At 44.2% G+C, this 25,519-nt stretch carries 44 protein-coding genes and 1 pseudogene; 42 read left to right on the forward strand and 3 right to left on the reverse strand.

Going from position 1 to position 25,519, the window contains the following annotated elements; all coding sequences use genetic code 11:
- Positions 1-80 precede the first annotated feature (80 nt).
- The 38 genes and pseudogenes from rpsJ (at position 81) to V7728_RS19440 (ending at position 20,331) form a co-directional block, all read left to right on the forward strand.
- Complete coding sequence (gene rpsJ / locus V7728_RS19255; protein WP_003156464.1) at positions 81-389, forward strand: 30S ribosomal protein S10; 309 nt, start codon at positions 81-83, stop codon at positions 387-389.
- Positions 390-428: 39 nt separating this feature from the next.
- Positions 429-1,058: a 50S ribosomal protein L3 gene (gene rplC, locus V7728_RS19260; RefSeq protein WP_007410402.1), complete on the forward strand. Its 630-nt coding sequence runs from the start codon at positions 429-431 to the stop codon at positions 1,056-1,058.
- A 27-nt stretch (positions 1,059-1,085) separates the two neighbouring features.
- The gene (gene rplD / locus V7728_RS19265; RefSeq protein ID WP_007615239.1) at positions 1,086-1,709 is read left to right on the forward strand and encodes a 50S ribosomal protein L4; all 624 of its coding nucleotides are present in this window, start codon (positions 1,086-1,088) and stop codon (positions 1,707-1,709) included.
- Positions 1,709-1,996 carry a 50S ribosomal protein L23 gene (rplW, locus tag V7728_RS19270; RefSeq protein ID WP_003156467.1) on the forward strand — a complete coding sequence of 96 codons (288 nt, stop codon included), beginning with the start codon at positions 1,709-1,711 and terminating at the stop codon, positions 1,994-1,996. Before rplD ends, rplW begins: the two co-directional genes overlap by 1 nt.
- Positions 1,997-2,027: 31 nt before the next feature.
- Positions 2,028-2,861 (forward strand): 50S ribosomal protein L2, encoded by an 834-nt coding sequence (gene rplB / locus V7728_RS19275; protein WP_003156470.1) that lies wholly within the window; start codon positions 2,028-2,030, stop codon positions 2,859-2,861.
- A 57-nt stretch (positions 2,862-2,918) separates the two neighbouring features.
- Entirely contained in the window at positions 2,919-3,197 is a 279-nt protein-coding gene (gene rpsS / locus V7728_RS19280) for a 30S ribosomal protein S19 (RefSeq protein WP_003156472.1), read from the forward strand.
- A 16-nt stretch (positions 3,198-3,213) separates the two neighbouring features.
- A complete protein-coding gene (gene rplV / locus V7728_RS19285; protein ID WP_003156475.1) occupies positions 3,214-3,555 on the forward strand; it encodes a 50S ribosomal protein L22 in 342 nt (113 codons plus the stop codon).
- A 3-nt stretch (positions 3,556-3,558) separates the two neighbouring features.
- On the forward strand, positions 3,559-4,215 hold the full coding sequence (gene rpsC, locus V7728_RS19290) for a 30S ribosomal protein S3 (protein ID WP_003156476.1): 657 nt from the start codon (positions 3,559-3,561) through the stop codon (positions 4,213-4,215).
- 1 nt (position 4,216) lies between these two features.
- The gene (rplP, locus tag V7728_RS19295) at positions 4,217-4,651 is read left to right on the forward strand and encodes a 50S ribosomal protein L16 (protein ID WP_003156478.1); all 435 of its coding nucleotides are present in this window, start codon (positions 4,217-4,219) and stop codon (positions 4,649-4,651) included.
- Positions 4,641-4,841: a 50S ribosomal protein L29 gene (gene rpmC, locus V7728_RS19300; RefSeq protein WP_003156482.1), complete on the forward strand. Its 201-nt coding sequence runs from the start codon at positions 4,641-4,643 to the stop codon at positions 4,839-4,841. Before rplP ends, rpmC begins: the two co-directional genes overlap by 11 nt.
- A gap of 22 nt (positions 4,842-4,863) precedes the next feature.
- A complete protein-coding gene (gene rpsQ / locus V7728_RS19305; RefSeq protein WP_003156484.1) occupies positions 4,864-5,127 on the forward strand; it encodes a 30S ribosomal protein S17 in 264 nt (87 codons plus the stop codon).
- A gap of 40 nt (positions 5,128-5,167) precedes the next feature.
- Positions 5,168-5,536, forward strand: a complete 369-nt coding sequence (rplN, locus tag V7728_RS19310; protein WP_007410404.1) for a 50S ribosomal protein L14 — start codon at positions 5,168-5,170, stop codon at positions 5,534-5,536.
- A gap of 36 nt (positions 5,537-5,572) precedes the next feature.
- The gene (gene rplX, locus V7728_RS19315; RefSeq protein WP_003156486.1) at positions 5,573-5,884 is read left to right on the forward strand and encodes a 50S ribosomal protein L24; all 312 of its coding nucleotides are present in this window, start codon (positions 5,573-5,575) and stop codon (positions 5,882-5,884) included.
- 26 nt (positions 5,885-5,910) lie between these two features.
- The gene (gene rplE / locus V7728_RS19320; protein ID WP_003156487.1) at positions 5,911-6,450 is read left to right on the forward strand and encodes a 50S ribosomal protein L5; all 540 of its coding nucleotides are present in this window, start codon (positions 5,911-5,913) and stop codon (positions 6,448-6,450) included.
- Between the two features lie 22 nt (positions 6,451-6,472).
- The gene (gene rpsN / locus V7728_RS19325) at positions 6,473-6,658 is read left to right on the forward strand and encodes a 30S ribosomal protein S14 (RefSeq protein WP_003156488.1); all 186 of its coding nucleotides are present in this window, start codon (positions 6,473-6,475) and stop codon (positions 6,656-6,658) included.
- 31 nt (positions 6,659-6,689) lie between these two features.
- The gene (gene rpsH, locus V7728_RS19330; protein ID WP_003156489.1) at positions 6,690-7,088 is read left to right on the forward strand and encodes a 30S ribosomal protein S8; all 399 of its coding nucleotides are present in this window, start codon (positions 6,690-6,692) and stop codon (positions 7,086-7,088) included.
- Between the two features lie 30 nt (positions 7,089-7,118).
- Positions 7,119-7,658, forward strand: a complete 540-nt coding sequence (gene rplF, locus V7728_RS19335) for a 50S ribosomal protein L6 (protein ID WP_003156490.1) — start codon at positions 7,119-7,121, stop codon at positions 7,656-7,658.
- Between the two features lie 34 nt (positions 7,659-7,692).
- Positions 7,693-8,055 carry a 50S ribosomal protein L18 gene (rplR, locus tag V7728_RS19340; RefSeq protein WP_003156492.1) on the forward strand — a complete coding sequence of 121 codons (363 nt, stop codon included), beginning with the start codon at positions 7,693-7,695 and terminating at the stop codon, positions 8,053-8,055.
- 24 nt (positions 8,056-8,079) lie between these two features.
- Entirely contained in the window at positions 8,080-8,580 is a 501-nt protein-coding gene (gene rpsE / locus V7728_RS19345) for a 30S ribosomal protein S5 (protein WP_003156493.1), read from the forward strand.
- Between the two features lie 13 nt (positions 8,581-8,593).
- Complete coding sequence (gene rpmD, locus V7728_RS19350) at positions 8,594-8,773, forward strand: 50S ribosomal protein L30 (RefSeq protein ID WP_003156497.1); 180 nt, start codon at positions 8,594-8,596, stop codon at positions 8,771-8,773.
- 30 nt (positions 8,774-8,803) lie between these two features.
- Positions 8,804-9,244, forward strand: coding sequence for a 50S ribosomal protein L15 (gene rplO / locus V7728_RS19355; RefSeq protein ID WP_007410405.1), 441 nt, complete (start codon positions 8,804-8,806; stop codon positions 9,242-9,244).
- A 1-nt stretch (position 9,245) separates the two neighbouring features.
- Positions 9,246-10,541, forward strand: coding sequence for a preprotein translocase subunit SecY (gene secY / locus V7728_RS19360; protein ID WP_007615246.1), 1,296 nt, complete (start codon positions 9,246-9,248; stop codon positions 10,539-10,541).
- Positions 10,542-10,592: 51 nt separating this feature from the next.
- The gene (locus tag V7728_RS19365) at positions 10,593-11,246 is read left to right on the forward strand and encodes an adenylate kinase (RefSeq protein ID WP_007410407.1); all 654 of its coding nucleotides are present in this window, start codon (positions 10,593-10,595) and stop codon (positions 11,244-11,246) included.
- Positions 11,243-11,989 carry a type I methionyl aminopeptidase gene (gene map, locus V7728_RS19370; protein ID WP_007410408.1) on the forward strand — a complete coding sequence of 249 codons (747 nt, stop codon included), beginning with the start codon at positions 11,243-11,245 and terminating at the stop codon, positions 11,987-11,989. Before V7728_RS19365 ends, map begins: the two co-directional genes overlap by 4 nt.
- Before the next feature lie 22 nt (positions 11,990-12,011).
- Positions 12,012-12,336 (forward strand): annotated as a pseudogene (locus V7728_RS19375) (KOW domain-containing RNA-binding protein).
- A complete protein-coding gene (gene infA / locus V7728_RS19380; RefSeq protein ID WP_003156508.1) occupies positions 12,314-12,532 on the forward strand; it encodes a translation initiation factor IF-1 in 219 nt (72 codons plus the stop codon). The pseudogene V7728_RS19375 and the gene infA overlap by 23 nt, the downstream one beginning before the upstream one ends.
- Before the next feature lie 33 nt (positions 12,533-12,565).
- The gene (gene rpmJ / locus V7728_RS19385) at positions 12,566-12,679 is read left to right on the forward strand and encodes a 50S ribosomal protein L36 (protein WP_003156543.1); all 114 of its coding nucleotides are present in this window, start codon (positions 12,566-12,568) and stop codon (positions 12,677-12,679) included.
- Positions 12,680-12,701: 22 nt separating this feature from the next.
- The gene (gene rpsM, locus V7728_RS19390; protein WP_003156545.1) at positions 12,702-13,067 is read left to right on the forward strand and encodes a 30S ribosomal protein S13; all 366 of its coding nucleotides are present in this window, start codon (positions 12,702-12,704) and stop codon (positions 13,065-13,067) included.
- Between the two features lie 20 nt (positions 13,068-13,087).
- Positions 13,088-13,483 (forward strand): 30S ribosomal protein S11, encoded by a 396-nt coding sequence (gene rpsK, locus V7728_RS19395; protein ID WP_007410409.1) that lies wholly within the window; start codon positions 13,088-13,090, stop codon positions 13,481-13,483.
- Between the two features lie 176 nt (positions 13,484-13,659).
- On the forward strand, positions 13,660-14,604 hold the full coding sequence (locus tag V7728_RS19400; RefSeq protein WP_003156549.1) for a DNA-directed RNA polymerase subunit alpha: 945 nt from the start codon (positions 13,660-13,662) through the stop codon (positions 14,602-14,604).
- A 77-nt stretch (positions 14,605-14,681) separates the two neighbouring features.
- On the forward strand, positions 14,682-15,044 hold the full coding sequence (gene rplQ / locus V7728_RS19405; RefSeq protein ID WP_003156550.1) for a 50S ribosomal protein L17: 363 nt from the start codon (positions 14,682-14,684) through the stop codon (positions 15,042-15,044).
- 131 nt (positions 15,045-15,175) lie between these two features.
- Positions 15,176-16,021, forward strand: a complete 846-nt coding sequence (locus V7728_RS19410; RefSeq protein ID WP_007615256.1) for an energy-coupling factor ABC transporter ATP-binding protein — start codon at positions 15,176-15,178, stop codon at positions 16,019-16,021.
- Positions 15,997-16,866: an energy-coupling factor ABC transporter ATP-binding protein gene (locus V7728_RS19415; protein WP_014416754.1), complete on the forward strand. Its 870-nt coding sequence runs from the start codon at positions 15,997-15,999 to the stop codon at positions 16,864-16,866. Before V7728_RS19410 ends, V7728_RS19415 begins: the two co-directional genes overlap by 25 nt.
- A complete protein-coding gene (locus V7728_RS19420; RefSeq protein ID WP_041481996.1) occupies positions 16,863-17,660 on the forward strand; it encodes an energy-coupling factor transporter transmembrane component T family protein in 798 nt (265 codons plus the stop codon). The genes V7728_RS19415 and V7728_RS19420 overlap by 4 nt, the downstream gene beginning before the upstream one ends.
- A 12-nt stretch (positions 17,661-17,672) precedes the next feature.
- A complete protein-coding gene (truA, locus tag V7728_RS19425) occupies positions 17,673-18,416 on the forward strand; it encodes a tRNA pseudouridine(38-40) synthase TruA (protein ID WP_015416678.1) in 744 nt (247 codons plus the stop codon).
- Positions 18,417-18,575: 159 nt separating this feature from the next.
- Positions 18,576-19,013, forward strand: coding sequence for a 50S ribosomal protein L13 (rplM, locus tag V7728_RS19430; RefSeq protein WP_003225844.1), 438 nt, complete (start codon positions 18,576-18,578; stop codon positions 19,011-19,013).
- A 20-nt stretch (positions 19,014-19,033) separates the two neighbouring features.
- Positions 19,034-19,426, forward strand: a complete 393-nt coding sequence (rpsI, locus tag V7728_RS19435; RefSeq protein ID WP_003225846.1) for a 30S ribosomal protein S9 — start codon at positions 19,034-19,036, stop codon at positions 19,424-19,426.
- Between the two features lie 137 nt (positions 19,427-19,563).
- A complete protein-coding gene (locus V7728_RS19440) occupies positions 19,564-20,331 on the forward strand; it encodes a class I SAM-dependent methyltransferase (protein ID WP_007410414.1) in 768 nt (255 codons plus the stop codon).
- A gap of 13 nt (positions 20,332-20,344) precedes the next feature.
- Here the strand turns inward: V7728_RS19440 and V7728_RS19445 are convergent, their stop codons facing one another.
- On the reverse strand, positions 20,345-20,818 hold the full coding sequence (locus V7728_RS19445; protein WP_059366899.1) for a DinB family protein: 474 nt from the start codon (positions 20,816-20,818) through the stop codon (positions 20,345-20,347).
- A gap of 130 nt (positions 20,819-20,948) precedes the next feature.
- On the opposite strand from V7728_RS19445, the gene V7728_RS19450 reads away from it, so the two are divergent.
- The 3 genes from V7728_RS19450 (at position 20,949) to V7728_RS19460 (ending at position 23,298) form a co-directional block, all read left to right on the forward strand.
- Positions 20,949-21,392, forward strand: a complete 444-nt coding sequence (locus tag V7728_RS19450) for a DUF2521 family protein (RefSeq protein WP_011996201.1) — start codon at positions 20,949-20,951, stop codon at positions 21,390-21,392.
- A 60-nt stretch (positions 21,393-21,452) separates the two neighbouring features.
- Entirely contained in the window at positions 21,453-22,166 is a 714-nt protein-coding gene (gene cwlD / locus V7728_RS19455) for an N-acetylmuramoyl-L-alanine amidase CwlD (RefSeq protein ID WP_007410417.1), read from the forward strand.
- A 79-nt stretch (positions 22,167-22,245) separates the two neighbouring features.
- Entirely contained in the window at positions 22,246-23,298 is a 1,053-nt protein-coding gene (locus tag V7728_RS19460) for an Mrp/NBP35 family ATP-binding protein (RefSeq protein ID WP_007410418.1), read from the forward strand.
- 32 nt (positions 23,299-23,330) lie between these two features.
- Here the strand turns inward: V7728_RS19460 and gerD are convergent, their stop codons facing one another.
- Complete coding sequence (gerD, locus tag V7728_RS19465) at positions 23,331-23,888, reverse strand: spore germination lipoprotein GerD (protein ID WP_007410419.1); 558 nt, start codon at positions 23,886-23,888, stop codon at positions 23,331-23,333.
- A gap of 107 nt (positions 23,889-23,995) precedes the next feature.
- Here gerD and kbaA point away from each other — a divergent pair, with 107 nt between their 5' ends.
- Positions 23,996-24,592: a KinB-signaling pathway activation protein gene (kbaA, locus tag V7728_RS19470; RefSeq protein ID WP_007410420.1), complete on the forward strand. Its 597-nt coding sequence runs from the start codon at positions 23,996-23,998 to the stop codon at positions 24,590-24,592.
- On the opposite strand, the gene pdaB is transcribed toward kbaA, so the two are convergent.
- Entirely contained in the window at positions 24,593-25,357 is a 765-nt protein-coding gene (gene pdaB / locus V7728_RS19475) for a polysaccharide deacetylase family sporulation protein PdaB (RefSeq protein WP_011996204.1), read from the reverse strand. It lies immediately after the preceding gene.
- Between the last annotated feature and the right edge of the window lie 162 nt (positions 25,358-25,519).

A 25,519-nucleotide genomic window follows, 5' to 3' on the forward strand; every position in this document is an offset into this window, starting at 1 on the left:
CCGCTTTGCCATGGCAAGGTGATCAGGTTTTTCTCACGGAGAACTGTCTAACGTGATGTAGGCGAAAAGGAGGGAAAATAATGGCAAAACAAAAAATTCGTATTCGTTTAAAAGCATATGATCATAGAATCCTTGATCAATCTGCAGAGAAGATTGTTGAAACGGCAAAACGTTCTGGTGCCAGCGTATCTGGTCCGATTCCGTTGCCAACTGAAAAATCAGTTTACACAATCCTTCGTGCGGTGCACAAATACAAAGATTCTCGTGAGCAATTTGAAATGCGTACACATAAACGTTTAATCGACATTGTGAACCCAACACCACAAACTGTTGATGCTCTCATGCGATTAGACTTACCATCTGGTGTCGATATCGAAATCAAACTTTAATTCTAAAATATAGAATGATCTTAATAGGAGGTGTGACGAATGACCAAAGGAATCTTAGGAAGAAAAATTGGTATGACGCAAGTATTCGCAGAGAACGGTGATCTTATCCCGGTAACTGTTATTGAAGCAGCTCCAAACGTTGTTCTTCAAAAGAAAACAGCTGAAAATGATGGCTATGAAGCGATCCAGCTTGGTTTTGACGATAAGCGTGAAAAGCTTTCAAACAAACCGGAAAAAGGACACGTTGCAAAAGCGGAAACTGCTCCTAAGCGCTTCGTTAAAGAATTACGCGGCGTGGATATGGATGCGTATGAAATTGGTCAGGAAGTCAAGGTTGAAATTTTCTCTGCAGGAGAAATCGTAGATGTAACAGGAGTATCTAAAGGTAAAGGTTTCCAAGGTGCAATCAAGCGCCACGGACAATCTCGCGGACCTATGTCTCACGGTTCACGCTACCACCGTCGTCCTGGTTCAATGGGACCTGTAGATCCTAACCGTGTATTCAAAGGTAAACTATTACCTGGACGCATGGGCGGAGATCAAATCACTGTCCAAAACCTTGAAATCGTAAAAGTAGATGCTGAGCGCAATCTTCTTTTGATTAAAGGTAACGTACCTGGTGCGAGAAAAACTTTAATCACTGTTAAAAGTGCTGTTAAATCTAAATAAGTCTCTTAGGAAAGGAGGAAATTGATCATGCCAAAAGTAGCATTATACAACCAAAACGGTTCTACTGCTGGTGATATCGAATTAAACGCGTCTGTATTTGGAATTGAGCCAAATGAGAGCGTAGTATTCGACGCTATTCTTATGCAAAGAGCTTCCTTACGTCAAGGATCTCACAAAGTAAAAAATCGTTCTGAAGTACGCGGCGGAGGTCGCAAACCATGGCGTCAAAAAGGTACAGGTCGTGCCCGTCAAGGTTCAATCCGTTCACCGCAATGGCGCGGAGGTGGTGTCGTATTCGGCCCAACACCACGCAGCTATTCTTACAAATTACCTAAAAAAGTTCGCCGCTTGGCAATCAAATCAGTATTGTCTTCTAAAGTGAACGACAACAACATTATTGTTCTTGAAGATCTTACTCTTGATACGGTTAAAACAAAAGAAATGGCAGCTATCCTTAAAGGATTATCTGTTGAGAAAAAAGCTTTAATCGTAACTGCGGATGCAAACGAAGCAGTATCTCTTTCTGCACGCAACATCCCTGGAGTTACAGTTGTTCAAGCTAACGGAATCAACGTGTTAGACGTTGTCAACCACGAGAAGCTTCTGATTACAAAAGCTGCGGTTGAAAAAGTAGAGGAGGTGCTTGCATAATGAAAGATCCTCGTGATGTTCTTAAGCGCCCCGTCATTACTGAACGTTCTGCTGATTTAATGACTGAAAAAAAATATACTTTTGAAGTTGATGTAAGAGCTAACAAAACAGAAGTGAAAGATGCAGTTGAAAGTATCTTTGGAGTGAAAGTTGACAAAGTCAACATCATGAACTACAAAGGGAAATCAAAACGTGTCGGCCGCTACACTGGTATGACTAGCCGTCGCAGAAAAGCGATCGTAAAACTTACTGCAGACAGCAAAGAAATCGAAATTTTTGAAGCTTAATTATCTGTAAAAAGAAGGAGGGAAATTCAAAATGGCGATTAAAAAGTATAAACCGACCTCTAACGGACGTCGTGGCATGACAACTTCAGATTTTGCTGAAATCACGACTGACCAGCCGGAAAAATCCTTGCTTGCGCCCCTTCACAAAAAAGGCGGACGTAACAACCAAGGTAAATTGACTGTACGTCACCAAGGTGGCGGACACAAACGCCAATACCGTGTTATCGACTTCAAACGCGATAAAGATGGTATACCTGGACGCGTTGCTACAGTTGAGTACGATCCAAACCGTTCAGCTAACATTGCACTAATCAACTATGTAGACGGAGAAAAACGTTACATTCTTGCACCAAAAGGAATTCAAGTAGGTACTGAAATCATGTCCGGCCCTGAAGCTGACATCAAAGTAGGTAACGCACTTCCGCTTATCAACATCCCTGTTGGTACAGTTGTGCATAACATTGAATTAAAACCTGGTAAAGGCGGACAGCTTGTACGTTCAGCTGGTACATCTGCTCAGGTTCTTGGTAAAGAAGGCAAATACGTTCTTGTACGTCTTAACTCTGGTGAAGTTCGCATGATCCTTTCTGCTTGCCGCGCTTCTATCGGTCAAGTAGGTAACGAGCAGCACGAACTTATCAACGTTGGTAAAGCAGGACGCTCTCGCTGGAAAGGCATCCGCCCTACAGTCCGCGGTTCTGTAATGAACCCTAACGATCACCCGCACGGTGGTGGTGAAGGTCGCGCGCCAATCGGACGTAAATCACCAATGTCTCCTTGGGGCAAACCGACTCTTGGATTCAAGACACGTAAGAAAAAGAACAAATCTGATAAATTTATCGTACGTCGTCGTAAAAATAAATAACGGGGTTGTCTACGGTTCATTTCGGACCGTAGTGCAATCACGAAGGGAGGTTCCAAAATGGCTCGCAGCTTGAAAAAAGGACCATTTGTCGATGGACACTTGATGACAAAAATCGAGAAATTAAATGAAACGGACAAGAAACAAGTTGTAAAAACTTGGTCTCGCCGTTCAACTATTTTCCCACAATTTATCGGTCACACTATCGCAGTATATGACGGACGTAAACACGTGCCTGTATTCATTTCTGAAGACATGGTAGGCCACAAGTTGGGCGAATTCGCACCGACTCGTACTTACAAAGGCCACGCCAGTGACGATAAAAAAACAAGACGCTAAGAGAGGAGGCTTTTAAATGCAAGCTAAAGCTGTTGCAAGAACAGTCCGTATTGCTCCTCGTAAAGCACGTCTAGTAATGGACCTGATTCGAGGTAAGCAAGTAGGCGAAGCAGTATCTATCCTGAACTTAACTCCGAGAGCTGCTTCTCCGATCATCGAAAAAGTTTTAAAATCTGCTATCGCAAATGCTGAGCACAACTACGAGATGGACGCTAACAATCTGGTTATTTCTCAGGCATTTGTTGACGAAGGCCCAACGTTAAAAAGATTCCGCCCGCGTGCTATGGGACGTGCGAGCCAAATCAACAAACGTACGAGCCACATTACAATCGTTGTATCAGAAAAGAAGGAGGGATAAGTAGTGGGTCAAAAGGTAAATCCAGTCGGTCTTCGTATCGGAGTCATTCGTGATTGGGAATCTAAGTGGTACGCTGGTAAAGATTACGCTGACTTCCTGCACGAAGATTTAAAAATTCGTGAATTCATTAGCAAACGCCTTTCTGACGCTTCTGTTTCTAAAGTAGAAATCGAGCGCGCAGCAAACCGCGTTAACATTACGATCCACACTGCTAAGCCTGGTATGGTAATCGGTAAAGGCGGATCTGAAGTTGAAGCACTTCGTAAAGCCCTTAACAGCCTTACTGGCAAGCGTGTACACATTAACATTCTTGAAATCAAAAGAGCAGATCTTGATGCTCAGCTTGTAGCTGACAACATCGCTCGTCAACTAGAAAACCGTATTTCTTTCCGCCGTGCGCAGAAACAACAAATCCAACGCACTATGCGTGCTGGAGCACAAGGTGTGAAAACAATGGTTTCCGGCCGTCTTGGCGGAGCTGACATTGCTCGTTCTGAATACTACAGTGAAGGAACTGTTCCATTGCACACTTTACGTGCTGACATCGACTATGCAACATCTGAAGCTGACACAACTTACGGTAAGCTTGGTGTAAAAGTCTGGATCTATCGTGGAGAGGTTCTTCCTACTAAGAAGAAAACTGAGGAAGGAGGAAAATAATATGTTATTACCAAAACGCGTTAAATATCGCAGAGAGCATCGCGGAAAAATGCGCGGTCGCGCTAAAGGCGGTACTGAAGTACATTTTGGTGAGTACGGTATCCAGGCTCTTGAAGCTTCTTGGATCACAAACCGCCAAATCGAAGCTGCACGTATTGCGATGACTCGTTACATGAAACGTGGCGGTAAAGTTTGGATTAAAATTTTCCCTTCAAAACCTTACACTGCTAAACCGCTTGAGGTACGGATGGGTTCCGGTAAAGGGGCTCCTGAAGGCTGGGTAGCTGTTGTAAAACCGGGCAAAGTTTTATTTGAAATTTCTGGTGTGTCTGAAGAGGTAGCTCGTGAAGCTCTTCGTCTTGCATCTCACAAATTGCCAATTAAAACGAAGTTCGTAAAACGTGAAGAAATTGGTGGTGAATCAAATGAAAGCTAATGAAATTCGTGACCTTACCACTGCTGAAATTGAACAAAAAGTAAAGTCTCTTAAAGAAGAACTTTTCAATCTTCGCTTTCAATTAGCGACAGGACAACTTGAAAATACTGCTCGCATTCGTGAAGTGCGCAAAGCTATCGCGCGCATGAAAACTGTGATTCGTGAAAGAGAAATTGCTGCCAACAAATAATCACTGAGGGGAGGTCGTGAGCATGAGCGAACGTAACCAACGCAAAGTTTACCAAGGCCGTGTTGTTTCTGACAAAATGGATAAAACCATCACTGTTGTTGTTGAAACATACAAAAAGGATCCTATTTACGGTAAACGCGTAAAATACTCAAAGAAATTCAAAGCACATGATGAAAATAACCAAGCTAAAATCGGAGACATCGTAAAGATCATGGAAACTCGTCCATTATCTGCAACTAAGCGTTTTCGTCTAGTAGAAGTTGTCGAAGAAGCTGTTATTATCTAATAAAGTTCGGAATTCTTTTTCCGAAGGGAGGTAACAAATAATGATTCAACAAGAGACTCGTTTAAAAGTTGCTGACAACTCCGGTGCGCGTGAGGTACTTACTATTAAAGTTCTTGGCGGTTCTGGACGTAAAACGGCTAACATTGGTGATGTAATTGTTTGCACGGTTAAACAAGCAACACCAGGAGGCGTTGTCAAAAAAGGTGAAGTCGTAAGAGCTGTTATCGTTCGCACAAAAAGCGGAGCACGCAGAACTGACGGATCATACATCAGCTTCGATGAGAATGCATGTGTTATCATCCGTGACGACAAGAGCCCGCGTGGAACTCGTATCTTCGGACCGGTTGCCCGTGAATTACGTGAAAACAACTTCATGAAAATTGTTTCTCTGGCTCCAGAAGTTATCTAATGAAATAAATGCCTTACTCAAGGAGGTGCGATCAGGATGCATGTGAAAAAAGGCGATAAAGTAATGGTTATCTCTGGTAAAGATAAAGGCAAACAAGGTACGATCCTTGCTGCTTTCCCTAAAAAGGACCGCGTTCTAGTTGAGGGCGTAAACATGGTGAAGAAGCACTCTAAACCAACTCAAGCAAACCCTCAAGGCGGTATTTCTAATCAAGAGGCGCCAATTCATGTATCAAACGTTATGCCGCTCGATCCTAAAACAGGTGAAGTGACTCGCGTAGGATACAAAGTGGAAGATGGCAAAAAAGTTCGTGTTGCAAAAAAATCTGGGCAAGTCTTAGATAAATAGTATTTAAAGGAAGGGAGGTCTATCTCATGAACCGCCTTAAAGAAAAGTACAATAAAGAAATTTCACCTGCTTTAATGACGAAGTTCAACTACGACTCTGTTATGCAGGTGCCAAAAATCGAAAAAATCGTAATCAACATGGGTGTCGGTGATGCTGTTCAAAACGCAAAAGCAATCGACAGTGCTGTTGAAGAATTAACGTTTATCGCAGGTCAAAAACCTGTCGTTACTCGTGCGAAGAAATCAATTGCTGGATTCCGTCTTCGTGAGGGAATGCCTATCGGTGCGAAAGTAACTCTTCGCGGAGAGCGCATGTATGATTTCCTTGATAAACTTATTTCTGTATCTTTACCGCGTGTACGTGACTTCCGCGGGATTTCTAAGAAATCTTTCGACGGTCGCGGAAACTACACTCTTGGTATCAAAGAACAGTTAATCTTCCCTGAAATTGACTACGATAAAGTAACAAAGGTTCGCGGAATGGACATCGTTATCGTAACGACTGCTAACTCTGACGAAGAGGCTCGTGAGCTATTAACTCAAGTAGGTATGCCGTTCCAGAAATAATCAATGAAAGGGAGGCGAAATCGTGGCTAAAAAGTCAATGATTGCGAAACAACAACGTACACCAAAGTTTAAAGTGCAAGAGTACACTCGCTGTGAACGCTGCGGACGTCCGCACTCAGTCATTCGTAAATTTAAACTTTGCCGTATTTGTTTCCGTGAGCTTGCATATAAAGGACAAATTCCTGGCGTGAAAAAAGCCAGCTGGTAATCCCCAAGAATGGGAAGGAGGTAATTATATAATGGTTATGACAGATCCAATTGCAGATATGCTGACTCGTATTCGCAATGCAAACATGGTACGTCATGAGAAGCTTGAAATTCCTGCTTCTAAATTGAAAAGAGAAATTGCTGACATTTTAAAGCGTGAAGGTTTCATTCGTGACGTTGAGTTCGTAGAAGACAGCAAACAAGGTATCATCCGCGTTTTCTTGAAATACGGACAAAACAACGAGCGCGTTATCACTGGTCTTAAAAGAATCAGCAAACCAGGTTTGCGTGTATACGCTAAATCAAATGAAGTACCTCGCGTACTTAACGGTCTTGGAATCGCGATTATTTCTACATCACAAGGTGTTTTAACGGACAAAGAAGCCCGTGCAAAACAAGCTGGTGGAGAAGTTCTAGCATACGTTTGGTAAGAAGTTTAACAAGAATGGAGGTGTTTTAGTATGTCTCGTGTAGGTAAAAAACTGCTTGAGATCCCTTCTGGAGTTACAGTAACGCTGAACGAAGGCAACACTGTAGCTGTAAAAGGACCAAAAGGAGAATTAACTCGTACTTTCCATCCTGATATGGAAATCAAAATTGAGGACAACGTGCTTACAGTTACTCGTCCTTCTGATCACAAAGAGCACCGTGCGCTGCATGGTACGACTCGCAGTCTGCTTGGAAACATGGTTGAAGGCGTATCTAAAGGATTTGAAAGAGGTTTGGAATTAGTCGGTGTCGGTTATCGTGCGGCTAAATCCGGAAACAAACTTGTTTTAAACGTTGGATACTCTCACCCTGTTGAGATCGTTCCTGAAGAGGGCATCGAAATCGAAGTTCCTTCTCAAACTAAAGTAGTTGTAAAAGGTACAGACAAAGAGCGTGTAGGAGCTATCGCTGCTAACATCCGCGCTGTACGTTCTCCAGAGCCTTACAAAGGTAAAGGAATCCGCTACGAAGGTGAAGTTGTTCGCCGTAAAGAGGGTAAATCTGCTAAGTAAGACCGCTTAAAGTGAAGAAAGGAGTGACCTAAGGATGATTACGAAAACTAGCAAAAATGCTGCTCGTCAAAAAAGACATGCCCGTGTTCGTGCTAAACTTTCAGGCACAGCTGAAAGACCTCGTCTGAATGTGTTCCGTTCAAACAAACACATTTATGCTCAAATCATCGATGATGTAAATGGCGTTACACTTGCTAGTGCCTCTACTCTCGATAAAGATTTGAACGTGGAAAGCACTGGTGACAGCGCTGCTGCTGCTAAAGTCGGTGAACTCGTTGCGAAACGCGCTTCTGAGAAAGGTGTTTCTGACGTAGTATTTGACCGCGGCGGATACTTATACCATGGACGTGTAAAAGCTCTGGCCGATGCAGCTCGTGAAGCCGGACTGAAATTTTAATAAAAAAAGGAGGGACACATGATTATGCGTCGTATTGACCCAAGCAAATTAGAGTTAGAAGAACGCTTAGTTACGGTTAACCGCGTAGCGAAAGTTGTTAAAGGTGGTCGTCGTTTCCGTTTCGCAGCTCTAGTCGTTGTCGGTGACAAAAACGGTCACGTAGGTTTCGGTACTGGTAAAGCACAAGAAGTACCTGAAGCAATCCGCAAAGCTGTTGAAGATGCGAAAAAGAATTTGATTGAAGTACCAATGGTTGGAACTACGATTCCACACGAAATCATCGGACGTTTCGGTGCAGGCAATATCTTGTTGAAACCTGCTTCTGAAGGTACTGGAGTTATCGCTGGAGGCCCTGTACGTGCGGTACTTGAGCTTGCTGGCGTTGCTGATATCCTTTCTAAGTCTTTAGGTTCTAACACACCGATCAACATGATCCGTGCAACACTTCAAGGTTTAAGTGAGCTTAAACGTGCTGAAGAGGTTGCGAAGCTTCGTGGAAAATCTGTAGAAGAACTGTTAGGATAAGGAGGGAACATTAATGGCTAAATTAGAAATTACCCTCAAACGCAGTGTAATCGGTCGCCCGGAAGATCAGCGCGTTACTGTAAGAACACTTGGTTTAAAGAAAACAAACCAAACTGTCGTTCATGAAGATAACGCTGCGATCCGCGGTATGATTAATAAAGTATCTCATCTAGTTTCTGTTAAAGAACAATAAAAATAAATTATAGGCTAAGGAGGTGTCCTAATGAAACTTCATGAATTAAAGCCTTCAGAAGGTTCACGTAAAGTACGCAATCGCGTAGGTCGTGGTATTGGTTCTGGTAACGGTAAAACAGCTGGTAAAGGTCACAAAGGTCAAAACGCTCGTTCTGGCGGCGGTGTACGCCCTGGATTCGAGGGGGGACAAATGCCTTTATTCCAACGTCTTCCTAAACGCGGTTTTACAAACATCAACCGTAAGGATTACGCTATTGTGAACGTAGACAAATTGAACGGTTTTGCGGAAGGAACGGAAGTCACTCCTGAACTTCTTCTTGAGACTGGTGTTATTAGCAAACTTAATGCAGGAGTAAAGATTCTTGGCAACGGTAAATTAGAGAAAAAATTAACTGTAAAAGCCAATAAATTCTCTGCTTCTGCGAAAGAAGCTGTTGAAGCTGCTGGCGGTACAGCTGAGGTGATCTAACTTGTTTAAGACAATCTCCAACTTTATGCGTGTGAGTGATATTCGGAATAAAATCATTTTTACATTACTCATGCTTATCGTCTTTCGCATAGGTGCATTTATCCCTGTGCCATATGTAAATGCTCAGGCGTTGCAGACACAAAGTTCGATGGGGGTTTTTGATCTCCTTAATACATTTGGCGGCGGTGCGCTTTATCAGTTCTCCATTTTTGCGATGGGAATTACGCCTTACATCACTGCTTCAATCATCATTCAGCTGCTTCAGATGGATGTTGTGCCGAAGTTTACCGAGTGGTCTAAGCAAGGTGAAGTCGGCCGCCGTAAATTAGCTCAGTTCACGAGATATTTTACGATTGTGCTTGGTTTTATCCAGGCATTAGGTATGTCTTACGGGTTTAACAACCTGGCAAACGGTATGCTGATTGAAAAATCCGGCATATCGACATATCTGATTATTGCTTTAGTACTCACTGGAGGAACTGCTTTTTTAATGTGGCTGGGAGAACAAATTACTTCCAATGGAGTAGGTAACGGAATTTCGATCATCATCTTCGCGGGGATTGTGGCTAGTATTCCGAAAACTGTTGGGCAGATTTATGAGACTCAATTTGTCGGCAGCAGCGATCAGCTGTTTATTCATATTGTAAAAATCGCTTTACTGGTGATTGCGATTTTGGCCGTTATTGTTGGTGTTATTTTCATTCAGCAGGCCGTACGCAAAATCGCGATTCAATATGCAAAAGGGCAAGGTCGTTCACCTGTTGGCGGAGGCCAGTCAACTCACCTTCCGCTTAAAGTGAATCCGGCAGGGGTTATTCCGGTAATCTTTGCGGTTGCGTTTCTTATTACGCCGCGTACTATCGCGTCATTTTTCGGAGAAAACAATGTGACAAAGTGGATTCAAGCCAACTTTGACAATACACATCCGGTGGGCATGGCGGTTTATGTCGCATTAATTATCGCCTTTACGTACTTCTATGCTTTTGTGCAGGTAAACCCTGAACAAATGGCTGATAACCTAAAAAAACAGGGTGGCTATATCCCGGGGGTTCGTCCAGGGAAAATGACTCAAGATAGAATTACGAGCATTTTGTATCGACTTACGTTTGTGGGTTCTATATTCTTAGCCGTGATTTCCATTCTTCCTATCTTTTTCATTCAATTCGCTGGATTGCCTCAAAGTGCACAGATTGGCGGAACATCATTGTTAATTGTCGTCGGGGTAGCCTTGGAGACAATGAAGCAGCTGGAGAGCCAGTTAGTGAAACGTAATTACCGAGGATTTATGAAAAATTAGAGGACTGGTTTTAACCATTCCTCTAAATAAGAGAGGACGGGGGAAATCCGAATGAACTTAGTCTTAATGGGACTTCCTGGAGCCGGTAAAGGCACACAGGGAGAACGAATTGTTGAGGATTATGGGATACCTCATATCTCAACGGGAGATATGTTCCGTGCTGCTATGAAAGAAGAAACACCACTCGGACTCGAAGCAAAGTCTTATATTGATAAAGGCGAGCTCGTACCGGACGAAGTCACAATCGGCATTGTCAAAGAAAGACTCGGCAAAGATGATTGTGAAAGAGGTTTTCTTCTGGACGGATTTCCGCGAACAGTCGCTCAGGCTGAAGCTCTTGAAAACATTCTTGAGGAATACGGCAAGCCGATTGATTATGTCATTAACATTAAAGTAGACAAAGACTCTTTAATGGAACGTTTGACTGGACGCAGAATTTGCAGTGTTTGCGGCACAACCTATCATTTGGTTTTCAATCCGCCGAAAACGCCGGGTGTTTGTGATAAAGACGGAGGAGACCTTTATCAACGGGCAGATGATAATGAGGAAACCGTCTCAAAACGGCTTGAGGTCAACATGAAGCAGACTCAGCCTTTACTCGATTTTTATTCTGAGAAAGGGTATCTTGTCAACGTCAATGGCCAGCAGGACATTAACGACGTGTACAAAGATGTGAAAGAGCTTCTTGGAGGATTGAGCAAATGATTATCTGTAAGACCCCTCGTGAGCTTGGCATCATGCGGGAAGCAGGGCGAATCGTGGCTTTGACTCATGAAGAGATGAAAAAGCACATTAAACCAGGAATCTCGACAAAAGAATTGGATCAAATTGCCGAACGTTTTATTGAGAAGCAGGGTGCAATCCCATCTTTTAAGGGGTATAATGGGTTTCGCGGGAGCATCTGTGTATCAGTTAATGAAGAACTCGTTCACGGAATACCCGGTAAAAGGGTTTTGCGTGACGGTGACATTATCAGCATTGATATCGGTGCTAAATTAAATGGTTATCATGGTGACTCTGCTTGGACATATCCGGTAGGAAACATCAGTGATGATGATAAACGACTGCTGGAAGTAACAGAGGAGTCTTTATATAAAGGCTTGAAGGAAGCAAAACCAGGTGAACGTTTGTCGAATATTTCCCACGCAATACAAACGTATGTCGAAAATGAGCAGTTTTCAGTTGTTAGGGAGTATGTCGGACATGGTGTTGGTCAAGACTTGCATGAGGATCCGCAAATTCCTCATTACGGTCCGCCAAACAAAGGACCTAGGCTGAAGCCTGGTATGGTTCTCGCTATAGAACCGATGGTTAACGCTGGCAGCCGATATGTGAAAACATTGGCTGATAACTGGACGGTTGTAACGGTAGATGGGAAAAAGTGTGCTCATTTTGAACATACGATTGCGATTACGGAAACGGGTTTTGATATACTGACAAAAGTCTAGATGATGAAATGAATTCCATGACATATGTTTTTCATTCCGCACCTGGGCAGATTGTAGGTTTACAATTGGTCGGAAGAAAAACCGGCTAGCTGCTGTCATCGGAATGAAGATTCATCATCGTGTACTAAAGCAGACGGAGAAAAGCGTACATTTCATTCTCCTTAGAAAAAGAATATCAATCATTCACCCTTTATGATTGCGTATCTCCGGAAGTTCAGAACAGTATAAACGAAACAGGGCGTGTGACAAACGGATAACTGAGATTTTCTCTTTTGAAATTTGTCAGAGAGCAAGTTACTGATTTGAAGAAGGGAGAACACTTGAATGGCGAAAGACGATGTAATTGAAGTGGAAGGTACGATTGTCGAAACACTGCCAAACGCGATGTTCAAAGTTGAACTCGAAAATGGCCATACGGTTTTGGCTCACGTATCTGGTAAAATCCGCATGCACTTCATTCGCATTTTACCTGGAGACAAAGTTACGGTAGAATTATCTCCATATGACTTAACTCGTGGCAGGATTACGTACCGTTACAAATAAAGCACTCCGGAAACTGAAGGAGGTTGGAAACACATGAAAGTGAGACCATCAGTTAAACCAATCTGCGAGAAATGTAAAGTTATTCGCAGAAAAGGAAAAGTAATGGTGATCTGTGAAAATCCAAAGCATAAACAAAAACAAGGATAATTAATAAGGAGGTGCCCAGAGAATGGCTCGTATTGCTGGTGTAGATATCCCACGTGACAAACGTGTTGTTATTTCTTTAACATATGTCTTCGGAATTGGCCGCACAACGGCTCAGCAAGTCTTGAAAGAGGCTGGTGTTTCTGAAGATACTCGTGTGCGTGATCTTACTGAAGAAGAACTTGGTAAAATCCGTGATGTTATTGACAAACTGAAAGTAGAAGGTGACCTTCGCCGTGAAGTTTCTCTTAACATCAAGCGTCTGATCGAAATCGGAAGCTACCGCGGAATCCGCCATCGCAGAGGTTTGCCTGTTCGCGGACAAAACTCTAAAAACAATGCGCGTACTCGTAAAGGTCCGCGTCGTACTGTAGCTAACAAGAAAAAATAAGTAAGGGAGGTACCTAAACAATGGCTGCTGCTCGTAAACAAAACACGCGTAAACGTCGCGTGAAAAAGAATATTGAGTCAGGAATCGCTCATATTCGTTCAACTTTCAACAACACGATCGTTACGATCACTGATACTCATGGTAATGCTCTTTCTTGGTCAAGTGCCGGAGCTCTAGGATTCAGAGGTTCTCGTAAATCTACTCCTTTTGCTGCGCAAATGGCTGCTGAAACAGCTGCTAAAGGTTCAATCGAACACGGACTTAAAACTCTTGAAGTAACTGTTAAAGGACCAGGTTCTGGCCGTGAAGCTGCAATCCGTGCTTTACAAGCTGCCGGACTTGAAGTTACAGCTATCAGAGACGTAACTCCTGTTCCTCATAATGGATGCCGTCCACCAAAACGTCGCCGCGTGTAATTTGTTTGTATAGATTTTGTGTCCCTGTCAATAATGGGTTATGATACAGTTATTTATGAAACGAATGCACCGACTCGTTGCCTGAGCACATACGGGACTAAACAATGGGGAATTTCGGATGGAATCTCATATGATTCTATTCGAGGTTTCGACGTTTTGAAGGAGGGTTTTAAGTAATGATCGAGATTGAAAAACCAAAAATCGAAACGGTTGAAATCAGCGACGATGCCAAATTTGGTAAGTTTGTCGTAGAGCCGCTTGAGCGTGGATATGGTACAACTCTGGGTAACTCCTTACGTCGTATCCTCTTATCCTCACTCCCTGGTGCCGCTGTAACATCGATCCAGATAGATGGTGTACTGCACGAATTCTCGACAATCGAAGGCGTTGTGGAAGATGTTACAACGATAATCTTGCACATTAAAAAGCTTGCATTGAAAATCTACTCTGATGAAGAGAAGACGCTTGAAATTGATGTACAGGGCGAAGGAACTGTCACAGCAGCTGATATTACACACGACAGCGATGTTGAAATCCTTAATCCGGATCTTCATATCGCGACTCTTGGTGAGAATGCGAGTTTCCGAGTTCGCCTTACTGCACAAAGAGGACGTGGGTATACACCTGCTGATTCGAACAAAAGAGACGATCAGCCAATCGGCGTGATTCCGATCGATTCAATCTTTACGCCAGTTTCTCGTTTATCTTATCAGGTAGAAAACACTCGTGTAGGCCAGGTTGCAAACTATGACAAACTTACACTTGATGTTTGGACTGACGGAAGCACTGGACCGAAGGAAGCAATTGCTCTCGGTTCAAAGATTTTAACTGAACACCTTAATATATTCGTCGGTTTAACTGACGAAGCTCAGCATGCTGAAATCATGGTTGAAAAAGAAGAGGATCAAAAAGAAAAAGTTCTTGAAATGACGATTGAGGAACTTGACCTTTCTGTCCGTTCTTACAACTGCTTGAAGCGTGCGGGCATTAACACGGTTCAAGAACTTGCGAACAAGACGGAAGAAGATATGATGAAAGTTCGCAACCTGGGACGCAAATCACTTGAAGAAGTGAAAGCGAAACTAGAAGAACTTGGACTCGGCCTTCGCAAAGACGATTGATCTAGTTTCCATGTGAACTAGGATTTTCGTGTGTTTTTTATTTAGAAACAGCATTCCATTAAAGGAGGGGACATCACATGTCATACAGAAAACTAGGACGTACGAGTTCACAGCGTAAAGCTATGCTTCGTGATCTTACAACAGATTTGATCATCAACGAAAGAATTGAAACAACTGAAACACGTGCGAAAGAACTTCGCTCTGTTGTTGAAAAGATGATCACTCTTGGTAAGCGCGGTGACTTGCATGCTCGTCGTCAAGCAGCTGCATACATTCGCAACGAGGTTGCTAATGAAGAAAATAACCAAGATGCACTTCAAAAATTATTCTCTGACATTGCAACTCGTTACGAGGAGCGCCAAGGCGGATACACACGTATTATGAAGCTTGGTCCTCGCCGTGGTGACGGTGCACCAATGGCAATCATCGAATTGGTTTAATCACATATTTTTGTGTATCTAAAGAAGGGCGGGACAGTTTCTAACTGGATCTATGCCCTTTTTTTAGATATCAGAACTTTTTATCATGAGACAGAAAAGCAGAGCTATAGCTGAGAGGAGGTCAGGCGCCCGTGGATCAAAAACAGCTTATATCCGTAAAAGACATTCTATTCCGCTACCGCAAAGATGCAGAAAGACCGGCGCTGGACGGTGTGAGTCTGGAGGTATACGAAGGAGAATGGCTTGCTATCGTAGGCCACAACGGTTCAGGGAAGTCGACTTTGGCCAGAGCGCTGAACGGGCTGATTTTGCCTGAGGCCGGAGAAATTGAAGTCGGCGGCATCAAGCTGACTGAGGATACCGTGTGGGATGTGAGAAAAAAAATAGGGATGGTCTTTCAGAATCCCGATAACCAATTTGTCGGAACGACTGTTCGCGATGATGTGGCTTTTGGTTTAGAAAACAATGGTGTTCCGCGCGAAGAAATGATTGAGAGAGTAGATTGGGCTGTCACACAAGTCAATATGCAGGATTTTCTTGATCAAGAGCCGCACCATCTCTCCGGAGGTCAAAAACAAAGAGTGGCGATCGCGGGAATTATTGCCGCGCGTCCTGATATTATGATTTTGGATGAAGCGACATCCATGCTTGACCCGATTGGGAGAGAAGAAGTCCTTGATACTGTCAGACGCTTAAAAGATCAGGGCATGGCCACCGTCATTTCGATAACACATGACCTGGAAGAAGCCGCAAGGGCGGACAGGATCATTGTGATGAACGGCGGCAGGAAATATGCAGAGGGCACGCCTGAAGAGATTTTTAAATTAAACGAAGACTTGGTTCGCATCGGTCTTGATTTGCCTTTCTCATTCCAGCTCAGCCTGCTTTTGAAAGAAAGCGGACTGGCGTTAACGAAAAACCATCTGACTCAGGAAGGGCTGGTGAATGAGCTGTGGACATTAAAATCAAAGATGTAGAACACCGCTATCAAATGAAGACACCTTTTGAACGGCTGGCTCTGTATGATATCAATGCCGTGATAAAAGAGGGCAGCTACGTTGCCGTCATCGGGCATACAGGGTCGGGCAAATCGACGCTCCTGCAGCATTTAAACGGGTTGCTGAAACCGACTAAAGGACAGCTTGAACTCGGGAGCACGATTCTGGCAGCCGGTAAAAAGAATAAAGACCTTAAGACTTTGCGAAAAAAAGTCGGAATCGTTTTCCAATTTCCCGAACATCAGCTGTTTGAAGAGACTGTGCTGAAGGACATCGCATTCGGGCCGATGAATTTTGGTGTAAAAAAAGAAGACGCTGAACGGAAAGCAAAAGAAATGCTGGGGCTTGTGGGCCTTCCGGAAGACATTTTGGATCGTTCACCATTTGAGCTCAGCGGCGGCCAGATGCGCAGAGTGGCGATTGCCGGCGTTCTCGCGATGGAGCCGGAAGTGCTGGTTTTGGATGAACCGACGGCCGGTCTTGATCCGAGAGGGCGCCAGGACATTATGGACATGTTCTATGCGCTTCATCAGCGGGGAAACCTGACTACCGTTCTCGTCACCCACAGCATGGAGGACGCCGCCCGCTATGCTGACGAAATGATCGTCATGCACAAAGGAACCATTAAAGCGACGGGGAGTCCGCGTGACTTGTTTGTAAAAGGTGAAGAGATGGCCGAAATGGGACTGGATCTTCCTGAATCGGTGAAGTTTCAGAGACGGCTTGAGAAGGCTCTCGGAGTCAAGTATGAAAAACCCATGCTGACCCTGCAGGATGCCGCCAGTGAAATTAAGGCTTTCTTTCAGGAGGAAAAGGACCAATGATGGACAGCATGATTATCGGAAAGTATGTTCCCGGATCATCGCTTATTCACCGATTGGACCCGCGAACAAAACTTGTCAGCATCTTTCTTTTTGTATGTATCGTTTTTTTGGCAAACAACGTACAGACGTACGCTTTGCTCGGTTTGTTTACATTCGGGGTGATCGCCTTGACTCGCGTGCCGTTCAGCTTTTTGCTGAAGGGGCTTAAGCCGATTATCTGGATTGTGGCGTTTACCTTTTTATTACACATTTTCATGACGCATGAAGGATCTGTCATTTTTCAGCTTGGCTGGTTTAAAGTGTATGAGGGCGGACTTATACAGGGGATTTTTATCTCTCTCCGTTTCGTTTACCTTATCTTTATGACGACGCTGCTGACGCTGACAACAACGCCGATTGAAATAACGGATGGAATGGAGCAGCTCCTGAATCCTTTTAAAAAGGTGAAGCTGCCCGTACACGAACTCGCTTTGATGATGTCGATATCATTGCGATTTATCCCGACATTGATGGAAGAGACAGATAAAATCATGAAGGCGCAAATGGCGAGGGGTGCGGACTTTACAAGCGGCCCGGTGAAAGACAGAATCAAAGCGGTTGTTCCGCTGCTTGTCCCGCTGTTTGTCAGCGCCTTTAAACGCGCGGAAGAGCTCGCGGTCGCCATGGAGGCGAGAGGCTACCAGGGCGGTGAGGGGAGAACGAAATACAGAAAGCTCGTCTGGACCGGAAAGGATACCGGAGCTATTCTGCTCATCATCTTATTAGCCGTGTTATTGTTTTTCTTAAGAAGTTAGAGGTGCTGCTGAATGAGAGTGAAATGTACCATTGCTTATGACGGGCATTTATTTAACGGATATCAGGTTCAGCCTGGAAAACGGACCGTTCAAAGTGAATTGGAAAAAGCGCTGGCTGTCATCCATAAAACGGACGGCAGAGTGCCTGTGTACTCATCCGGCCGCACGGACAGCGACGTTCATGCTGCCGGGCAGGTCATTCATTTTGATACGCCGCTGTCCATCCCGGCTGAGAAATGGCCGTTTGCGCTCAATGCCCTGCTGCCTGATGATATTGCCGTCAAAACAGCAGAGATTGCGGATGATGGGTTCCATGCACGATTTAGCGCGGTCCAAAAGGAATATCGCTACTTTGTATATACGGAGAAACACCCGGACGTATTTAAACGACATTACGCTTACCATTTTGCATATCCGCTTAATGTGCAGAAAATGAGGGAAGCTTCAAGGCACCTCGTCGGGACACATGATTTCACAAGCTTTTGCGCGGCTGATACCGCGGTTCAGGATAAAGTCAGAACGATTTACGAGCTGGATTGGACTGAGACCGGAGACGGCCTGCAGATGCGGATCACCGGAAACGGTTTTCTCTATAATATGGTCAGAATCATTGCCGGAACGTTATTGGATACAGGAGCTGGAAAATTTTCTCCCGATGATGTAAAAGCAATGCTCGAAGCGAAAGATCGCGAAGCCGCGGGGCGCACCGCACCGGGGCACGGGCTGTATTTATGGAGCGTTTGCTATGACAACTAAACCAGGTGTAACATTTTCTTGACAGAGTCTGCATAAAGTTATAAGATATCATATGGTATGTATTTCAACCCCACGATAAGCCCCGGAACTTATTGTGTTGTGAAATAGAACGTAATCGAAGATTATTGAAAATGACAGATCATTTAGGAGGGAAATTCAATGCGTACAACACCTATGGCTAACGCAAGTACTATTGAACGCAAGTGGTTAGTTGTTGATGCTGCTGGTAAGACTTTAGGACGTCTTTCTACAGAAGTTGCATCTATCCTTCGCGGGAAACACAAACCGACTTACACACCGCACGTTGATACTGGAGATCATGTGATCATCATCAACGCTGAAAAAATCGAGTTAACTGGTAAAAAGTTAACTGACAAAATCTACTACCGTCACACTCAACATCCAGGCGGATTAAAATCAAGAACTGCTCTTGAAATGCGTACAAACTACCCTGAGAAAATGCTTGAGCTTGCTATCAAAGGCATGCTTCCAAAAGGTTCTCTAGGTCGTCAAATGTTCAAGAAATTGAACGTATACCGTGGTTCTGAGCATCCACATGAAGCACAAAAACCTGAAGTCTACGAACTTCGCGGTTAATTAAAAAGGAGGTTACCAATTTGGCACAGGTTCAATATTACGGTACTGGCCGTCGTAAAAGTTCTGTAGCGCGTGTGCGCTTAGTTCCAGGTGAAGGTCGTATCGTCGTTAATAATCGTGAAATCAGCGAGCACATTCCATCTCCAGCTCTAATCGAAGATATCAAACAACCATTAACTTTAACTGAAACAGCTGGTACTTATGATGTTTTAGTAAACGTACATGGAGGCGGCTTATCTGGTCAAGCTGGAGCAATCCGTCATGGTATCGCTCGTGCTTTGCTTGAAGCAGATCCAGAATACCGTGCAACACTTAAACGTGCTGGTCTTCTGACTCGTGACGCTCGTATGAAAGAACGTAAAAAATACGGTCTTAAAGGCGCTCGTCGTGCACCTCAGTTCTCAAAACGTTAATCGTTTTGGATGGCAAAAACCACAACTTCTTGGTTGTGGTTTTTTTGTATTTTTTTCTCATATTCAAGAGGTTATCCGATGTTTTTCTAGAATTGTTTGTTATACTCTATTCATTACCAATAAGGAGCGCAGTTATAATGAATAAGTTAGTCATACATAACAGCAAGGCATGGGATAAAAAAGTCGAAACAGGCAATGAATGGACGGTTGCGGTTGATTCTCATACGATTGGTGAAGCGAAAAAAGGCAATTGGAGCATCAGAATGACCCCCGGAAAAGATGTGCCGGCGGATTGGTTTCCGCCCATAGACGGTCTGAAGGTTCTTTGTCTCGCTTCAGGAGGAGGACAGCAAGGGCCGGTCCTTGCTGCTGCAGGAGCGGACGTGACCATCTTTGACAATTCGGAAAAACAGCTTGCGCAAGACAGAATGGTTGCCGAGCGGGACGATCTTACGCTTCGGACTGTCAAAGGCAGCATGAATGATCTGAGCTGTTTTGATGATGAGTCATTTGATTTTATCGTGCACCCGGTATCGAATTGCTTTGTTGATACGGTTCTTCCGGTATGGAAAGAAGCTCATCGCGTATTGAAAAAAGGCGGGTCTTTAGTCTCCGGTTTTGTAAATCCCGTCGTGTTCTTATTTGATATGGATTTAGAGCAGGAAGGCGTACTAAAAGTAAAGTATTCCATTCCGTTTTCGGATGAAAAAGATCTGAGTAAGAAAAAGGTAAAGGAACTTATTGATAATCATGAAGCGCTTGAATTCGGCCATACGCTGGAGGATCAAATTAAAGGTCAGATTGACGCAGGCTTCATGGTTGCCGGTTTTTACGAGGACAAAGGCGGCCTCGTGCTGGATGAATACATTAATACATACTCCGTAACAAGAAGCATTAAAATATAAAAACGGCATCCCGTCAGAGGTGCTGTTTTTTTGCGGCTTTTTCCTGCGGACGGCTGATCACATTAGCCGAAACCGGTTCTACTCCAATTTCTCTGGCCCAAACCGACAGTTGTCCCATATGGTGAATCTCATGCGCAAGGATGTGGCGGAGAATATCTTCTTTAGGAAAGGTTTGGTCCATCCAGCCCGGCTTAACAAGATCCGGTCCTTTGAGGGAGACCGCATGAATGACATCCTCCCGATACTGTTCAGACAGTTTTCTGAGATCCTGAATGCTCGTATAGTCAGACTCAGCAGGTAAAACATCATCTTTACCTAAAATGGCACGAGCCCAGCTGATCTCGACATCAATGATATGAAATAAAGTCCGCAAGATGCTCTTCATTCCGCCCGTCCGGGTTTTCGTCAGTTCCTCCCGGCTCAGCTTTTCACATATCATAAACCACTCGTCACGCACCGTCCAATTGTATTGAAACAGCTTTTTCATCACGTCACCTCAGTTCTTTCTTCTTCCAGTTAACATAAAACTCCTTCATTTGGGAGGATTTCCACTATCAACAAAGCATGCTTTTTCCCTTTTCCTTTCAAAATAACAGTAAAAAGGAGCGTGGCTGGCAATGGCAGAAGTATTATCTTTTTCAGACGTGAAACGGCAGAAGGATTTTGAGCTTGAGAAGAGTTTACTAAAGGAGCTGTCACTGACGCAGATCATTCAGTCCGTAAAAGCATGTCTTACCCCTTTGTTTCCCTTTCTTCAAGACGAAAACGGCATTCTGAGTGAAGGATGCATAGATTTTGCAATTGAAGCGTATTTATTAGGCGGCCGGTTCGGCGTCTTTGGCTATTATGGTGAGTCTTTGCAGAGGGCAAACGCCCGTTCGGCTGAAGAAGAGGAAGAACTGACGGTCGATTTTTTTGAATATCTTTGCAATTGGACGCATGAGCAATATTCTTCCGTTAAACAAAAAGAAATCTATGAAGCGTCCTGCCGGTTTATCAACAGCTGGTGGACGGAAGGATTTCTGCAAAGAGAAAAACAATGTAAGCTCCGCATGAGGTAATCATAATTTCTTCCCTTGTCCCATACTTATTAATAACGGGGACAAGCGGGAGGGAAAGGTATGACAAAAAAGCTGAAATGGCTCGGTTTTTTACTTGGCTTTATCATATTATTGTGTTTATTCCGGTTTCAATTCCATAATGATGATTCCTGGCGGCCGTGGAGTCTGCCGCTGAGCGGGAAAATCATCTATCTCGATCCGGGACACGGCGGGCCGGACGGAGGCGCCACGGGAGGCAGTCACCTTGAAAAGGACATTACTCTCGAAGTGGCCTCCAGGGTAAGAGACTATTTGCAGGAGCAGGGAGCTTTGGTCATTATGACGCGGGAGACGGATACTGATTTAGCTCCTGAAGGGACAAAAGGCTACAGCAGACGCAAAGCGGAAGATCTGAGAAAGCGCGTGGAAATCATCAACCGTTCAGAGGCGGAGCTTTATATCAGCATTCATCTGAACGCCATACCGTCACCGAGATGGAGCGGCGCCCAAAGCTTCTACTATGGAAAATACGAAGAAAATGAAAAAGTGGCAAAATATATACAGGACGAATTGAGAATCAATTTGGAGAATACAACGAGAAAGGCGAAACGGATACACGGCATTTACTTAATGCAGAATGTAACCAAACCGGGCGCGCTGGTGGAAATCGGTTTTCTGTCCAATCCCGCGGAAGCGAAAAGGCTCGGCCAGCCCAAATATCAGGACAAAATCGCTTCTTCCGTGTATAAGGGCGTATTGAGATACTTCACAGAGAAAGGAGACCCTCCCGAGTAAGGAGGGTTTTTCGCCGATTCTATGTTTAATATATGGTATAATACCATTTGTAAACGAATACACAAAGGGTGAGGGTTCGATGATAAGAGAAGATGAAGTAAGAAATATAGTCGGAAACATGCGCGAACCTTTTCTTCATAGACCGCTGGGAGAATTGGATGCCATTAAAGAAGTAAAGATCAAGCCGGAAAAACGGCATGTCAGTGTGAAAATTGCATTGGCAAAAACGGGGACGGCTGAACAGATGGGTATTCAGCAGGAAATCGTATCCGTTCTGAAAGAAGCGGGTGCGGAAACTGTGGGACTGCGGTTTGAAGAGCTGCCGGAAGAAACATTGGCGAAATTCAGCCGGCCGGCTGCTGAAAGCGAAACCCTGCTGAATAGGAAACATCCGCCGGTCTTTCTTGCGGTGGCAAGCGGAAAAGGCGGTGTCGGCAAATCAACGGTTTCCGTCAACCTGGCCATTTCTCTTGCGCGGCTCGGAAAAAAAGTCGGCTTGATCGACGCGGATATATACGGATTCAGCGTGCCGGACATGATGGGTATTACAGTTCGCCCGACAGTAGAAGGAGAAAAACTGCTTCCTGTCGAAAGATTTGGAGTAAAGGTTATGTCGATGGGCTTTTTCGTCGAAGAAAACGCTCCGGTTGTGTGGAGAGGGCCGATGCTGGGCAAGATGCTGAATAACTTCTTCCATGAAGTTGACTGGGGAGAGGTTGACTATATCGTTCTTGATCTGCCGCCCGGCACGGGTGATGTGGCGCTCGATGTACACACGATGCTTCCGAGCTGCAAAGAGATTATCGTATCAACGCCGCACCCTACAGCCGCATTTGTAGCGGCGAGAGCGGGTTCTATGGCGATTAAGACCGATCATGAAGTTGTAGGGGTCATTGAAAATATGGCTTACTATGAAAGTGCAAAAACCGGCGAGAGAGAATATGTGTTCGGTCAAGGCGGGGGAGATAAGCTTGCGGAGGAATTGCAAGTGCCGCTGCTTGGCAGAATTCCTTTAAAACAGCCTGATTGGGACAAGGATCAGTTTGCGCCTTCTGTCTATGACAGAAGTCATCCGATCGGGGAAATTTATATGGGGATCGCCCAGAAAGTCATTGAAAAAACAGCTGAATAAAAAAGGGGCCGGGATCAACACGGCCCGGCCTTTTATTGGCTTTCTTTTTCAGAGCTTGAAGCTGCTTTTTTCAATTCATCCTCGAATTGCTTTTTGAAAAGCGGGCTGGAAAGTGTCTCTGTAATTACATCCTCTAAGTAACTGCGGAACTTTTGGCTTTTCACCAGCTCATAGTATTTTTTATCCATCCCGGGGTCCTGCATGATCTGCATAAAACTTTTCTGATAATCAGGGTCTTTCATCAGTTTTTTTATGATTTTTTCATGCTCGGGCTGAAGAGTTTTTGCAAAGCTCTCGGCGAATTTTGAGTCTTCAAAGATGGTTTTCCAGAACTCCGCCCCTTTTTTAGAGGTGAGGGTTTTCTCTATTGTGCCTTTAATGGCATTTTGATCAATCACCAATGCCTCATTCATCGCATCATCATTTAATATTTCCTTAATTGCCTTTTTTCCATCATCGGTCTTTAATATATCAACAACCATTTTTTTAGTCTGGTCATAATCCATATCCGCTGCTTGGTCTTTTGGAGCACAAGCTGTTACAGATAATAAAACAAAACAGCTTATCAATAGCGTTTTGGCTTTTGACATGCATAAGCTCCTTCCTTACTTGTACTTATTTTTAATATGATTCATCGGAATGGATTTATACATAACAAAATATCGCTGAACGCGATTGTCAGGGGGATGAATAAGAGATGAAAAGCCGCGGGCTTGTTCGATTTTTCTTTTCGATTTTAGCTGTGGGCGCTCTTATTACAAGCGTCGTGGGATTTGCTCTGAAGTGGGGGGAGTACAAGGGGTTCTTTCTGAATTTTGAGGCCGGTCAGATTTTCTCCGTTCTGATCTGGTTTATCGGGGTAGGCATGATTTTCAGTGTGATCAGCCAGATGGGATTCTTCGTTTTTCTGACGGTGCACCGGTTTGCCCTTGAAATTCTCAGATCAAGCTCGCTTTGGAATCTGCTTCAGCTGTTTATCATTCTGTTTGTCGCTTTTGATTTAATGTACGTCAGATTTTTGTTTTTCGGAGAGCGGGATGACTCGATTGCAGGGTTTGTCTGGCTGCCGCTGGCTCTGCTTGCCGTCGGCCTGTTGACGGCATATATAAAACAAAAGCAGTCCTCAAAAAATACGTTCGTTTCATCATTATTTTTAATGGTCGTTATTACAGCGCTTGAATGGGTTCCTGCGCTACGAGTGAATAATGAGGACTGGCTTTATTTGATGCTGATTCCGCTGATGGGCTGCAATGCGTTTCAGCTGTTAATGCTGCCGAAGTTTGCCCAGAGGTAGTTATTTCACTTCTGATGACTTGACGTCAGTATTTGCGATCAGGTCGCCGACGGTCACGTTTTTCAGTCCTTTTTGCTTTAAATTGTGAATAATGGCGGGGAGCGCTTCTTCAGTCTGTGTTGCTGAATCAGAGGCGTGCAGCAGGACAATGTCGCCGCCTTTTATATGACTGTTTACATTTTCAATGATTTTATCAGGACCGGGATTTGTCCAATCCTGCGAGTTAACGCTGTAATGAACCACTGAATAGTGGTACTGCTGTGCAATGGTAAGAACCTTTTTATTAAATTGTCCGGTCGGCGGGCGGAGTAAATGAACATTCTTCACACCCAGCTTTTTAAATGCGGTCTGGGCCCGGAGGATATCTTTTTTTATTTCATTGTCCTCTAGGTTGGTATAATTCTTATACGCATATCCCATGCTGCCGATTTGATGTCCGTCTTTTACCATACGTTCAACTGTGTCCGGGTGCCGTTCCGCCCAAGAAGCTGACAGAAAAAAAGTGGCGTTTTTAATACCGTTTGCTTTTAGCGCGTTCAGAATAGGAACCGCCTTTTCGTCGCCCCAGCTGATATCGAATGTTAATGCGACTTCGCCCGCTTTCGTCTCCCCTTTTGAAATAGCCTTCGGGCCGCTATCAGTTAAAAATACAGGAAGGGGGACGGCTCTCTGTATATAAAAAAAGCTGGCTGCTGCAAATGCGGCAATGATAATAATAAGCAGCTGTTTTATCCTTCTGATGTGCCACACGTAGAAGTGATTCACTGATGACGCCTCCTTATCTTGTCCATGCTTGATTACATCGTATGCCGCGGCGGAGATGAATATAACGAAATACGTTTAAAAAAAAACGAAAAAAACACTTGCTAAATTCATCGAATGCATGGTATATTATTAAACGTCGCTGATGAACAGCAGACAACAACA

This window comes from Bacillus sp. JHAA (assembly GCF_036961585.1).
Lineage (GTDB): Bacteria > Bacillota > Bacilli > Bacillales > Bacillaceae > Bacillus > Bacillus velezensis.